Origin of the sequence: Mucilaginibacter terrae, assembly GCF_031951985.1 — a bacterium.
Classification (GTDB): domain Bacteria; phylum Bacteroidota; class Bacteroidia; order Sphingobacteriales; family Sphingobacteriaceae; genus Mucilaginibacter; species Mucilaginibacter terrae_A.
Genome location: NZ_JAVLVU010000001.1, coordinates 986,478 through 1,001,114, shown reverse-complemented (window position 1 = coordinate 1,001,114; position 14,637 = coordinate 986,478). Strand labels below are relative to the sequence as shown.

The window sequence follows — 14,637 nt, the reverse complement described above, 5'->3', positions numbered from 1 at the left end:
TATGGTAAATATAATACTACAAATCAATAAATTACGCTGTTTTAATGATGCTTAAATGCAAGCTTTTGAAAATCAGTGCAAATAAAATTACGCTCATTTTAAGCGGACATTTTTAATAAAAATATTTTCTGCGATTAAAGCGTATTGAAATATTAGCTACCATTGTTCAAAATTTATCAATGGGTGCATGAAAGGCAATTTACGTCCTCTGTTTTAAATTTCATTAAGCGTATTTGTTGTTTCACAATTGGTTGTTTATCAATAATTTGTATGGTTTTTGTCTTGACAATCTGCTGTGAGATTTGATATTTTTGATCGAATCAATTCTCTAAACCATGTATTATAAATCGGAAATTTCAACAGGTTTCAAGCATCTTTCATCATTAAAAACTGCTATCCGATATTCTACTGCGCTACTGTTAATACTTATTACATCATCAACATTTGCTCAGGAATTTCTCAAAACCAAGGGCCAATTCATAACCGATAGTAAAGGCAATAAAATTATACTCAGGGGCATGGGGCTTGGTGGCTGGATGCTGCAGGAGGGTTATATGTTTAAGCTGAGTAACGTTGGGCAGCAATATCGTATTAAACAAAAAATTGCCGAAGTAGCTGGAACAGAGTATGCTGATAGGTTTTATGATAAATGGCTCTTAAATCACACTCGCAGAATAGATATAGATTCAATGGCATCGTGGGGCTTTAACTCCATTAGATTACCCATGCACTATGCCTTATATACCTTACCCATTGAAAAGGAACCGGTATCCGGCAAAAATACCTGGCTCGAAAAAGGCTTTGCCTTAACCGATAGCTTGCTAAAATGGTGCAAAGCCAACAAAATGTATTTGATACTCGACTTACACGCTGCACCGGGTGGCCAAGGTAATGATTTGCCCATTGCCGATCGCGACCCTTCAATGCCTTCACTTTGGGACAGTGAAGCCAATCAACAAAAAACAATTGCCCTTTGGCGTAAACTGGCTCAACGTTATGCCAACGAACCTTACATCGGCGGCTACGATATTATAAACGAACCTAACTGGGGTTTCGAAAACGCCGATGATAAACGCGGTACAGCTGAAACCAAAAACATCCCGCTCCGAAAATTAATGGTAGATATTACCAAAGCTATTCGCGAGGTGGATAAAAAGCATATCATCATTATTGAAGGTAACGGTTTTGGCAATAACTATAAAGGCATTTTTCCGCTGTGGGATAATAACATGGTGCTTAGTTTTCATAAGTATGGTAATTTTAATAACGACGGTGCTATTCAAGGTTTCCTGAACATGAGTAAGGCAAATAAAGTTCCGCTGTGGCTGGGCGAATCGGGCGAGAACTCGAATACCTGGTTTACTGAGGCTATTAAGTTGGCCGAAAGCAACAACATAGGCTGGAGCTGGTGGCAGGAAAAAAAGATAGGTATAAATAATCCGCTTGAAATTAAACTTACACCATCTTACCAAAAGCTGCTCGACTACTGGAACGGCAAAGCCCCTAAGCCATCGCAAACTGAGGCCATTTCTGCTTTTGACGAGTTTTTATATAACATCAAACTCGAAAACAACATATATCATAAAGACATTATAGATGCCATGTTCAGGCAGGTGCAAACAACTGCGACCGCGCCTTTCAAAAAGCACATCATCACCGATAATGCAACCATTAATGCAGTTGATTATGATTTAGGCAGGCAACGCTATGCCTACTACGATAAGGATACGGCCAGTTACCGTTTTACACCCGGCGTTAATACCCAGGGCAACCGCGGGTACAGTTACCGTAACGATGGAGTAGATATTCGCCCCGATGATAATGGCTACCATGTTTTTAATATTGAAGATGGGGAATGGCTGCAATATATAGTCAATGTATCAGCCGCAGGTAATTACACAATAAAGTTCAACGTATCATCTGAATCAGGTAAAGGTAAGCTATCGTTATTATTAGCCGATGTAAAACAAGGCGAGAGCATTAGTACCAATCAATTTAATACAGATTGGTATATGGTTGAGTTGAAAGGTGTAAAACTTAATAAGGGCATCAACAAAATTAAGGTTCATGCCGATGAAGGTGGCTTTAACTTTAAATCGATAACATTTGTGAAAAATTAAACCCGTTGATAATATAATTTCCAAGTACTTACCCAAAAGCATATTCAAAGTGTTGAATTTTTACATCAAAATTTTGATCTTGTATTTTTTATAAAACCGCTTTGCACTGATTTTTTGCTACCTTAAAGGCGCAAATCAGTTTATGGATAATACAGGTAGTCAAACTCTTAAACGTACACTCAGGCCCATACACCTTTGGGCCATAGCCGTAGGACTGGTCATATCCGGCGAGTATTTTGGCTGGAATTATGGCTGGGGAGTTGCCGGCACTGTGGGTTTTTTAATTGCCACGCTGGTAGTTACACTCATGTATGTAACCTTCGTGTTTAGTTATACCGAGCTTACTACATCAATACCACATGCAGGCGGGGCATTTGCGTATGCCTACAAGGCCATGGGGCCATTTGGAGGATTATTAGCCGGGTATGCTACCCTTATCGACTTTTTATTAGCCACTCCCGCAATAGCCTTTGCATTAGGGAGTTATCTGCACTTTTTACATCCGGGTTTACCCGTACTACAATCTGCCTTGTTTTTTAATGTAGTGTTTATGCTCATTAATGTGCTGGGTGTTAAGGAGTCGGCTACGTTTTCGGTATTTATAACTATACTGGCCGTAGCCGAGTTGCTGCTTTTTATGGGGGTAATTGGTCCGCATTTTAAGGTTGATAATTTTTTAACTAACCCCATGCCTGCGGGCTGGTCGGGCGTATTTGCGGCCCTGCCTTACGCGGTATGGTTTTACCTCGCCATTGAAGGCGTAGCCATGGTAGCCGAGGAAGTTAAAGACCCTGCAAAAAACATACCCAAAGGCTATATAAGCGGCCTACTTACCCTGGCTTTATTGGCTTTGGGTGTAATGATATTAACCGGCGGTATTACCAACTGGCGCAAGCTAAGCAATTTGGATTACCCGTTGCCCGAAGCTATAGCCGTAGTTTTGGGCAAACAAAACAGCTTAACCAAAATATTTGCAAGCATCGGGCTGTTTGGACTTGTAGCGTCGTTTCATGGTACCATACTGGCATCATCAAGGCAGGTTTTTGCCTTGGCCCGTAGTGGTTATCTACCTCATGGTTTGTCAAAGCTGAATAATCGTTTTAAAACGCCACATTGGGCTATAGCGGCCGGGGGAATAATTAGCTTTGCGGCGCTGTTTACGGGTACTACAAGCCAGGTTATTGTGCTTTCGGTATTGGGGGCTGTATTAATGTATATTATGAGTATGTTGAGTTTGTTTATACTGCGCCGTAATCATCCACAACTACCGCGCTCCTTTAAAGCGCCGCTTTACCCGGTGTTTCCGGCTATTGCACTTATTTTATCGGTAGTTTGTTTAGTAGCTATAGTTTGGTATAATTTGTTGGTAAGCGGCATGTTTTTAATTGGGTTAATACTTGCACTGCTCATCTTTATTTTAACAGGAAGGCACCGTATGCAAAATCTGTACGATGAAATACCTGCAGACAGGATCGTCGAACCATAAAATCACTCAACCATGGCTTACCGGCATACTATCCGCAATAATATTTACAGGTTTAATAACCTGAAAGATCTGCTGGCCAAAGCTTCCCCGTTCCGTACCGGCGATGCACTGGCAGGTGTTGCTGCCGAAACTTATGAACAACGCATTGCCGCCCAGATTGCGCTTGCCGATGTTCCGCTTAAAAACTTTTTAAACGAAGATTTGGTACCATATGAAGAGGATGAGGTAACCCGCCTGATTATAGATACGCATGATACCGCAGCATTTGAACCCATAAGCCATTTAACCGTTGGTCAGTTGCGCGATTGGTTGCTGTCCGATGAAGCTGATTTCCTTACCCTGCAAAATATACAGGAAGGTCTTAGCCCCGAAATGGTTGCCGCAGTATCAAAGCTTATGCGTAACCAGGATTTAATTGCCGTTGCACATAAATGCAAGGTTATTACCCGGTTTCGCAATACCATTGGTTTGAAAGGGCGTTTTTCTACCCGCCTGCAACCTAATCATCCAACCGACGACCCAAAGGGTATTGCCGCCATTATAATTGATGGCCTGTTATACGGCAGCGGAGATGCAGTTATTGGTATTAACCCGGCTACTGATAGCCCTTCGGCAGTTCGAACATTACTTGAGTTGATTGATACAGTGAGGCAGCAGTTTGATATTCCTACACAATCGTGCGTGCTGAGCCATGTTACCACAACCTTAGAACTCATAAAACAAGGCGCTCCTGTCGACCTGTGTTTTCAATCCATAGCGGGGACCCAACAAGCCAATGCCAGTTTCGGATTTGATCTTTCATTATTGGATGAAGCTTATGAAGCTACATTATCATTAAACAGGGGAACGGTTGGCAATAATGTAATGTATTTTGAAACCGGGCAGGGGAGTTGCCTGTCAGCCAATGCACACCATGGCATTGACCAGCAAACCTGCGAAGTGCGTGCCTATGCCATAGCCCGAAAATATAAACCTTTGCTGGTAAACACTGTAGTAGGTTTTATTGGGCCCGAATATTTGTATGATGGCAAGCAAATTATCCGCGCCGCTCTCGAAGATCATTTTTGTGGAAAATTGATGGGATTGCCCATGGGCGTTGATGTGTGCTACACCAACCATGCCGAAGCCGACCAGGACGATATGGATAACTTGTTAACCCTTTTAGGCGTTGCCGGATGTAATTTTGTAATGGGTGTACCGGGTTCTGATGATATTATGCTGAATTACCAGTCTACCTCATTTCATGATGCTTTGTATTTACGAAAGGTGCTCGGCTTAAAACCTGCCCCCGAGTTTGAAGAATGGCTGAAGAAGCAGGGAATTACTGATGAGCATGGTCAGCTTACCCATAATCCAATAATAGGCAAACTTATGGAACATTTGTTTTAAAGTAATGGAAAACGAAGAAGGAAGCATAAACCGCAGATGGCAAAACCTGCAGCAATACACTGCGGCCCGTATTGCCCTTGGCCGCACAGGCAACAGTATTCCGCTTAAGCAATCGCTCGAACTTAAACTGGCGCATGCCCATGCTCGGGATGCCATTTATTCGCATATGGATGTTGAAGGACTAAGCCAGGCGGTAAAGGCTTATCATGTTCCTGTAATTAACGTACATAGCTGTGCCGAATTGCGCGAGCAATACCTGCAACGACCCGATTTAGGTAGGCTATTACAGGAACAATCCATACAAAATCTTCAGGCCAGTGCCGGCGATTATGATATTTGCGTTATACTGGCCGATGGTCTTTCAGCCGAAGCCTTAAACGAGAACGCAGTGCCGCTGCTCAATTTGGTTTTACCACTTTTAAAGGAGGCCGGTTACAAGCTATCGCCCATTATATTTGCGCAGCAAGCCCGTGTAGCACTGGCTGATCACGTTGGGCATCATTTGGGCGCAAAATTTTCTATTATCTTCATTGGCGAACGACCGGGCCTAAGCGCGGCCGACAGCATAGGCGCATACCTTACTTATAACCCCAAACCCGGTTTAACCGATGAAGCGCGAAATTGCGTATCAAACATCCGTCCGCAAGGATTGCCTTTTGAGGTGGCTGCTCAAAAAATATTTTATTTGGTTCAGGAAGCTTTCAGGTTAAAGCTTACCGGGGTAAATTTAAAGGATAACGCTGGATTATTGAAGTAATAGGTTTGCCTATGTACTTAGGCATAAAATAAAAACCGGCATTTCGAACGACAGAGGGAAATCCTGTTTATGATAAAAGCTTATCCGCTTTAACAAGATCTCTTGTTATAACTCGAAATGTCAATTCTATTAAAAATTATATTCTTAAAATGGTGCCTCATCATCCATGTCATCCATACGTGATGGGCGGATAATGATATTGCCCGGGTTACTATCAAAACCCTGTGATGGCGATAACCCCGAAAATGCGTTTCCACCACCGCCTGGTGGCATGTAGTTATCCATGTTAGTTTCTAAATCGGTAAACTTCACGTATTTACCCACAAACTTTAAGCGTACGGTGCCTGTTTCACCGTTACGGTGTTTGGCTATAATAATCTCACCAACACCTTTGGTAGGGTTGTTATCTTCATCAAACTCTAAACCGTAATATTCGGGGCGGTAGAGGAACAATACCATGTCGGCATCCTGCTCAATAGACCCCGATTCACGTAAATCGGACAGCATGGGGCGTTTAGCACCACCCGGGCGGCTCTCTACCGCACGACTCAGCTGCGATAGTGCAATTACGGGTACTTGTAATTCTTTGGCAACCATTTTTAACGAACGCGAAATACTACCAATTTCCTGCTCACGGTTACCGCCGCCTTTACCGTCAGTTTTACCGGTCATCAGCTGGAGGTAATCGATAATGATCATTTGAATATCGTGCTGCGATTTTAAGCGGCGACATTTGGCCCTGAACTCAAAGATATTTAAGCCCGGGGTATCATCAATAATAATGGGAGCTTGCTCTAAACGGCCAATTTTGGAGTGAATTTGTTGCCATTCCCATTCCTCCATTTTGCCCTTACGGATTTTTTCCTGTTCAATTTCGGCCTCGCCCGAAATTAAACGATTAACCAACTGTACCGAAGACATCTCTAACGAGAAAACCGCAACCGCCTTGCCAAAATCAACTGCGGCGTTACGTGCACAGCTTAATACGAATGCTGTTTTACCCATAGCCGGACGAGCCGCTATAATAACCAAGTCGGATTTTTGCCAACCCGAGGTCATGCGGTCTAATTCGGTAAAGCCGGTACCTACACCGGTTAAACCATCGGTTTTATCTTTAAGGGCTTCAATTTCTTTAAGGGTTTCCTGCATCAGGTCATCCATCTTACGCGAATCGCGACGAAGGTTGTTTTGAGCTATATCGAACAGGTTTTTTTCGGCCTTGTCCAAAAGTTCGAGTACGTCAGAAGTGTCCTCATAGGCCAGATTGATCGTTTCGGTTGAAATACGAATCAACTCTCGCTGTATATATTTTTGGATGATGATACGTGCGTGATACTCAATGTTAGCTGCCGATGCCACACGGTTAGTTAACTCGGTAATAGTAAAAGCGCCACCAACCATTTCCAGTTCGCCCTGCAAACGCAACTGGGCGGTAACGGTTAAAATATCAACCGGTGAGGTTTTCTCAAACAGTACACGTATAGCGTTAAATATTTTTTGGTGTGCTTCTACATAAAACACCTCCGGTTTCAATACGTCAATTACCGATGATAGAGCGTCTTTCTCTAACATTAGCGCTCCTAACACGGCTTCCTCCAAATCGCGTGCCTGTGGCGGCAATTTGCCCGAAACTATGTTATTGGGAATGAATGTTTTATTACGTCGGTCGTTATTGGTCCGGTTACTGTTCTCAAATATCATTGTGCGTCTGTCTCCAAAAATCGTGGGGGAGCAAAAATAGATAAAAGCCCGGGTTTGCTGTTAGTAACTTACCAACGCAGCTGTTAATAAATTTTTTACTGCTTAGTGTTCAATTATTTAAATTCTATTTTGTATTGATATTTATCCGGATTACTCCAACCTTTAAATAGAACGCTTTTTGAGCATAATTATGATTACTTTTGCTGCCTTATTTATTTTACAGTATGGCAGATAACTACGCACCGCGGCGCAACAATAACGCCCAGTTTATTTTTGGCATCAGGGCTATTATCGAAGCTATTGTATCAGGCAAAGATATTGAGTCATTATATATTCAACGTGGTTTAACCGGGCAATTGTACCAGGAACTTAAACAAACCATTGCTGAATATGAACTTACAGCCCAGTTTGTTCCGGTAGAAAAATTAAACCGCATGACTCCCAAAAATCACCAGGGCGCGGTAGCAGTAGTATCACCAATTACCTATCAAAAAATAGAAAATATTATTCCCGAAATTTATGAAAAGGGAGAGGTGCCGCTTATTTTAGTATTGGATAGTATAACTGATGTTCGTAATATGGGAGCCATAGCCCGCACGGCCGAATGTTCAGGCGTACATGCTATTATTGTACCCGGTAAAGGTTCGGCACAAATTAATGCCGATGCAGTTAAAACTTCGGCAGGTGCATTGTATAAAATACCGGTTTGCCGCCACGAAAACTTTGTGCAGACTGTGAGATTTTTGCAGGAATCTGGTCTGCAACTGGTTTGCTGCACCGAAAAAACCAATGATTATATTTATAAGCCCGACTATACCGCCCCAACGGCAATCATAATGGGTTCGGAAGAGGATGGTATCCGCAACGATATAATCCGCATATCCGACCACCTGGCTAAAATACCCATGTTTGGCGAGATCGAATCATTGAACGTGTCGGTATCGGCAGGAGTGATACTCTATGAGGCTGTGAGGCAGAGGCAGTAGCCCATGTGCAAATTAATTGCATAAAAAATGTGCAGACATTTTATCATCTGCACATTTTCAAATTTGCACATCTGCACATTAAATATATTTCGTTCCAAACTTCTGCTTCACATCTGCAACTACCTGTTTTACGTTTTGCTCGTCTTCCTTAGGGCAAATTAGCAGGGTGTTGTTCGATTCTACTACGATGTAGTCATGCAAGCCTTTTAATATTACCAGTTTATCATCAGGCACGTTTACCATACAGTTTGATGAATCGTACATGATCACCTTTTCTGCAGGTATTACGGCATTACCTACGTAGTCTTTTTCAACCAGTTGATAAACCGATGCCCATGTGCCTAAATCGCTCCAGCCAAACTCTGATGGTAATACGTATACATTGTCGGCCTTTTCCATAATACCATAATCAATAGAAATGTTGGTACAACGCTGGTAAGCGTTATGCACGTGCGGCTTTTCATTTTCGCTGTTGTATACAGTGCGTGCATCTGCAAAAATCTCATGCATATCTGGCAGGTACTTGTCAAACGCGCTCACAATAGCTTTAGCCGACCAGATAAAGATGCCTGCATTCCATAAAAAGTCGCCGCTTTGGATGAAGGTTTTAGCGATCTCCAAGGTTGGTTTCTCGGTAAAGGTTTTTACTTTATGGAATTTCTCATCAATAACTTCTTCGTTGTATTGGATGTAACCGTAACCTGTATCAGGGCGCGATGGCATTATGCCTAATGTTACGAGGCATTTGTGCTCTTCGGCAGTTTTTAATGAGTTCTCAATGCTGCTGATAAAGCCGGCTTCGTTCAATATCAGGTGATCTGATGGAGCAACCACAATCACTGCATCCGGGTTAAGGCTTTCAATTTTATAGCAACCGTAAGCCACACAAGGAGCCGTGTTGCGCATAACCGGCTCGGTAAGTATTTGTGAGTCGGTCATGTCGGGTAACTGAGTTTTAACCAAATCGGTATAAATCTCATTAGTTACCACATATATATTCTCTTTAGGACAAATCTTTAAAAAACGCTCGTAGGTATTCTGAATTAAAGTCTTTCCGGTACCAAGTATGTCTATGAATTGTTTAGGGTGTGAGGTACGGCTTATAGGCCAAAAACGGCTGCCGATACCACCGGCCATAATAATGGCATAGTAGTTTTTATTCATGGTGATGCAGAATGTGATTAAGTTGTGACACTGCGGTCAAATTTGTAAAAAATATTCGGGTTTAATAATAAAAAACAGTTATATTTAGTTATTAATTATCGAACGTATTAACACGTAAACATCATAGAAGTTTAATATTTTATTAAAGTTCAGTTGACCTTGTGCAATTTTTTGTTATTTTGTATTACTTGTATTATATAATTAAGCGATACTTCATCTTTTTTCTCTAACATAAAATGATCGAAACAAAGAAGTCTCTTTTTGATAACCTGCAAAATTTTTTCGGATTCGATAATTTTAAAGGTGAGCAAGAGGCGATCATAACCAACATCATGGCAGGTAATGACACTTTTGTTATTATGCCAACCGGCGGCGGTAAATCCATGTGTTATCAACTTCCGGCTTTAATGACGGAAGGTACAGCAATTGTTATTTCTCCCCTTATAGCCCTGATGAAAAATCAGGTTGATCAACTGAGAGCATTTTGTAATTCAGATAGCGTTGCCCACTTTTTAAATTCATCGTTAACCAAAGCCGAAACAATTAAGGTTAAGGAAGATGTACTGGCCGGCAAAACAAAATTATTGTATGTAGCCCCCGAATCATTAACTAAACAGGATAATATAGACTTTTTACGTCTGAATCAATTATCATTTGTAGCGGTTGATGAGGCGCACTGTATTTCAGAATGGGGGCATGATTTTCGCCCCGAATACCGTAAAATACGCCAGGTTATTACCAATTTAGGCGAGAATATTCCAATCATTGCATTAACAGCAACAGCTACCCCCAAGGTACAGCACGATATTCAAAAAAACCTGCAAATGAACAATGCTACGGTGTACAAATCATCGTTCAATCGTTCGAATTTGTTTTACGAGGTAAGGGCTAAACGCAATGTGCTAAAAGAAATCATCAAGTTTATTAAGCAGCACCAGGGAAAATCGGGCATTGTATACTGCCTGAGCCGTAAAAAGGTTGAAGAGGTTGCAGAGGCTTTAAAGCTTAATGGGGTTAAAGCCTTACCATATCATGCTGGTTTAGATGCTAAGGTACGTGCCGATACGCAAGACAAATTCCTGATGGAAGATGCCGATGTGATTGTGGCTACGATTGCCTTTGGTATGGGTATTGATAAACCTGATGTACGCTACGTAATACACCATGATGTACCTAAAAGCATGGAGGGATATTACCAGGAAACCGGTAGAGCCGGACGTGATGGCGGTGAGGGTATATGTGTAGCCTTCTACTCTGAAAAAGATGTAGATAAGCTGCAGAAATTCATGAAGGACAAGCCCGTTTCGGAACGCGAAATTGGTACACAAATACTTAAAGAGGTAATTGACTATGCCGAATCGGCCGTGTGCCGCCGTAAGCAGATATTGCATTACTTTGGCGAAGATTACGATGCAGGTAATTGTAATTGCATGTGTGATAATTGCGCCGGCGATCGGCAGTTTTTTGATGCCGAATCTCAACTGCACCGTGCACTAAGCTTAATTAAACAACTGGGCGATAAGTTTGACGATCATCATATTACCGCAGTATTGATGGGTAAGGATGATCCGCATGTACATCATTATGAGCACCATGTGCTTGATGTGTTTGGCTCAGGTAAAGAGGATGGAGAAAACCTTTGGTGTTCACTGCTTCGCCAGGCTTTATTAGATAATTTCCTGTCGAAAGATATTGATAACTACGGTTTGTTAAAACTTACCGAAAAGGGGCATGATTTTATCGACAATCCATACAGTATTCGTTTTGTGCTGAACAAGCCAATGGGGGTTACTGATGATGATGATTTGGAAGACGGTCCAAAAACCGGTGGAGGTGCGTTAGACACCCAATTGCTGCAAATGCTTAAAGATTTGCGTAAGAACATTGCCAAGCAAAAAAGCCTGCCGCCGTTCGTTATTTTCCAAGACCCATCATTAGAGGAAATGTGTACGCATTACCCGGTATCAACTGAGGAGTTGAAGCAAATTTCGGGTGTGGGGGCTGGTAAGGCTGCCAAGTTTGGTGCTCCATTTGTGGAGTTGATTAAAAAATATGTAGAGGATAATGATATTGACCGCCCGGTTGATATGGTGATTAAAAGCGCTGCTAATAAATCGGCCTTAAAAGTTTACATTATTCAAAACATTGATCGCCATTTAGATCTGGAAGATATTGCAGCATCAAAAGGCTTAACCTACGAAGAAATATTGCGTGAGGTTGAATCAATAGTAAACTCGGGTACCAAGCTAAACCTCAATTATTATATTGACGAAGTTATTGACGAAGACAAACAAGAAGAGGTGTACGATTATTTCCGTAGTGCCGAAATTGACTCAATAGATGATGCCTTGGTTGATTTGGGTGTAAATGATTACACCCGCGAAGAAATACAGCTCATGCGTATAAAATTCATGTCGGAGCTGGGTAACTAAGCTTTGTTTTACATAAAAACTTTAAAGGAACCCAAAAGGGTTCCTTTTTTTGTTAAATTGCCGCCCACCAACCAATTATAACCGTTAAGCAGTTACCTATGTTTAAGTATGGGTTAAAAGGCGCGTTATCCTTTATTCACCTTGCCGGGTGTGTATTTCTGTTTCTATTTTTTACCAATAAAGCTTGTGCTCAAATTAAGGTACCGCTCGAAGATACCATCAAGCTTAAGTTTCAACGGTACCAGAAGGCAAATCCATCAACTGTGTTATTTGCCCATTTCGACAAAACGGTATACACTAATAATGAGAACGTATGGTTTACTGCTTACCTGCTTAATGCCGTTAATTTAAACCAGCACCACACGCTGCTGGTAAGCTTGGTTAATGATATTGATCATTCGATTGTGCTCGAAGATAAATTTGTAATGACCAGTGGTTTTGGTTTTGGCAATATGTTCCTGCCCGATTCAATAGCGCCGGGCAATTATACCTTTATGTTGTACACCAACCGTGTAACGGGCAACCGCCCGCAGGCTATGTTTACCCAACCTGTTACTATAAAAACTACTGCTACCACCGGGTTTAAAGTTATTCTATCATTAACCGATACTACCAGTTACAGCCAGGGTAAAAACAGCAGCGTTATGTTAACTGTAAATGGCGACGATTACCTGCCGGTTGCCGGTGCCGATGTAAATTACACTTTGGCAGGTACCGATACAGCCATAATTGCGGCCAAGGTAAAAACAGATAGAGCCGGACAATACATAATACCGGTTCCGGCGGGTAAGAGTGTGGTAAAGGTTCAAGTGAAAAACAAAAAGAACAGCCAGTATTTATACCTTGCCCTGCCACAGAATAACGAACGTGCCCGCGTAAAATTTTATCCCGAGGGAGGAAACATGGTCAATGATATACCAGTTAGGGTAGGGTGGGAGGTAACCAACGAAAGTGGTACACCTATGCGCGCTAAAGGACTATTATATCAAAACAATAAAGTAATTGATACCATAACTACCGATAGTTACGGCATGGGCATATTTGCGCTTACGGCATTACCCGGTAACCAATACAAGGTAAAACTACTGGGCATTAACCAAAAAAATCCCGAATATGATTTGCCCGCTGCCTTGCCCAATGGTTTATCGCTCAGTATTTTTAAGGCAGTAGTTAATGATACGCTGCACATGCAGCTTAGGAGTTCGTACAGCGGCACCACTTATTTGCACGTTCATAATTATAATCAGGAATTTTTCTGTATTCCGCTGGATGTAGAAGCTTTTGCACCGCGCCGTATAAAGGTTGATGTTACGGGATTGCCTAAAGGTGTGGCCGAAATTACTTTAACCGATAGCTTGGGCCGGCCTTTTGCCGAGCGCCTGTTTTTTGCCCGGCACAACAAACGCGACAAATTTGTTATTAGTACCGATAAGCGTATTTACAACACCCGCGAAAAGGCAACGCTTAAAATACGAATGAGCGATGATAGGCCTGAAGCTCAGGGAGCGGTATCTGTAGCCTGTGTGCAGGATAATCGCATTGAACTTAAAAAAGCTAACGATATAGAAAGTTACTTCTACCTCAAAAACGTGTTAAATACAATCCCTATGCGCGAGCATTACCTTACCGATAATAATGGCGATAAACAATTTTTGGAAAGTGTGTTGCTCATTAAGGGCTGGCGTAAATACACCTGGCCCGAATTATTAAGCCTAAACCCGGCCAATAAACCGGCACCTTTAACACCGGTAGAATTTACAGGTATAATTGACAAGAATGGCAAGCCATTAAAGAAACCCTTTAGTTTTGCTGTAGCGCGCGATTCATCCCTTAAAATTATGGAAACCGATGCCACGGGTAAGTTTACATTGAGCTACGAACAGATGATAACCACGCAAGACAAGCTTATAAAGCTGATAACAGGTAAAGAGTATGCGGCAAATATTACTAACCCATACAAACAGATAAATACAGTAGTTGCACGCAACTTGGTTATTCCTACATATGAGCATGCATTGTCTTCGCTTTATACCGAAAACTTTCAGATTAAAGGATTAGAAAAAGCTATACGTTTGGCCGAGGTAAAAGTGGTAGCTAACAAAAACAGAGTTTTTTTGGGGATGGGGGCAAATGCTTGTGGCGATTATGTGTGCAGCTTTCAGATATTAAACTGTCCTAATCATGCAGGTAGTCTTTATAATACCCAGCCAATAGTTGGACAAAGGTACCGCTTTAATGGTATGAAAGATTATATTTACCCTGGCTGTTTACCTGATAAAGAACCAATTAGTTCTATACGAGGAATTTATGTGGCCAAGCAGTATTATGGTTCCGATTATTCGGTAGCTCATCCATCGGAGCCGGAATATATATCAACCATTTTTTGGCGTAACTTAATCAAGATACAATCAGGTAAGGATACCCAAATGACTTTTTATACCAGCGATATAACAGGCCGGTTCCGCATCATTGTGCAAGGTATCACCTCAAATGGTGTTACCTATGGCGAAAGCGCTTTAACGGTTAAAAAACCATAACTTATTACTCCGGGCTTAAATAAATTAGTCAACAAAAAAGGCTGCATCCAACTAAAGATGCAGCC

General features: G+C 41.8%; 9 protein-coding genes. 7 read left to right on the top strand and 2 right to left on the bottom strand.

What is annotated here, in order from left to right; all coding sequences use genetic code 11:
* The first annotated feature begins 335 nt into the window (after positions 1-335).
* The 4 genes from QE417_RS04230 (at position 336) to eutC (ending at position 5,752) form a co-directional block, all read left to right on the top strand.
* Complete coding sequence (locus tag QE417_RS04230; RefSeq protein ID WP_311947735.1) at positions 336-2,120, top strand: cellulase family glycosylhydrolase; 1,785 nt, start codon at positions 336-338, stop codon at positions 2,118-2,120.
* 142 nt (positions 2,121-2,262) lie between these two features.
* On the top strand, positions 2,263-3,606 hold the full coding sequence (eat, locus tag QE417_RS04225) for an ethanolamine permease (RefSeq protein ID WP_311947733.1): 1,344 nt from the start codon (positions 2,263-2,265) through the stop codon (positions 3,604-3,606).
* 12 nt (positions 3,607-3,618) lie between these two features.
* Entirely contained in the window at positions 3,619-4,995 is a 1,377-nt protein-coding gene (locus tag QE417_RS04220; protein ID WP_311947731.1) for an ethanolamine ammonia-lyase subunit EutB, read from the top strand.
* Between the two features lie 4 nt (positions 4,996-4,999).
* A complete protein-coding gene (gene eutC, locus QE417_RS04215; RefSeq protein ID WP_311947729.1) occupies positions 5,000-5,752 on the top strand; it encodes an ethanolamine ammonia-lyase subunit EutC in 753 nt (250 codons plus the stop codon).
* A 144-nt stretch (positions 5,753-5,896) separates the two neighbouring features.
* Here eutC and dnaB read toward each other — a convergent pair whose 3' ends face one another.
* Positions 5,897-7,453 (bottom strand): replicative DNA helicase, encoded by a 1,557-nt coding sequence (gene dnaB / locus QE417_RS04210; protein ID WP_311947726.1) that lies wholly within the window; start codon positions 7,451-7,453, stop codon positions 5,897-5,899.
* Positions 7,454-7,677: 224 nt separating this feature from the next.
* On the opposite strand from dnaB, the gene rlmB reads away from it, so the two are divergent.
* The gene (rlmB, locus tag QE417_RS04205; RefSeq protein ID WP_311947724.1) at positions 7,678-8,439 is read left to right on the top strand and encodes a 23S rRNA (guanosine(2251)-2'-O)-methyltransferase RlmB; all 762 of its coding nucleotides are present in this window, start codon (positions 7,678-7,680) and stop codon (positions 8,437-8,439) included.
* A 78-nt stretch (positions 8,440-8,517) separates the two neighbouring features.
* Here rlmB and QE417_RS04200 read toward each other — a convergent pair whose 3' ends face one another.
* On the bottom strand, positions 8,518-9,603 hold the full coding sequence (locus QE417_RS04200) for a mannose-1-phosphate guanylyltransferase (protein WP_311947722.1): 1,086 nt from the start codon (positions 9,601-9,603) through the stop codon (positions 8,518-8,520).
* Positions 9,604-9,842: 239 nt separating this feature from the next.
* Here QE417_RS04200 and recQ point away from each other — a divergent pair, with 239 nt between their 5' ends.
* Entirely contained in the window at positions 9,843-12,035 is a 2,193-nt protein-coding gene (gene recQ / locus QE417_RS04195; protein WP_311954584.1) for a DNA helicase RecQ, read from the top strand.
* A 98-nt stretch (positions 12,036-12,133) separates the two neighbouring features.
* Entirely contained in the window at positions 12,134-14,572 is a 2,439-nt protein-coding gene (locus QE417_RS04190) for a hypothetical protein (protein ID WP_311947720.1), read from the top strand.
* Positions 14,573-14,637: the final 65 nt, after the last annotated feature.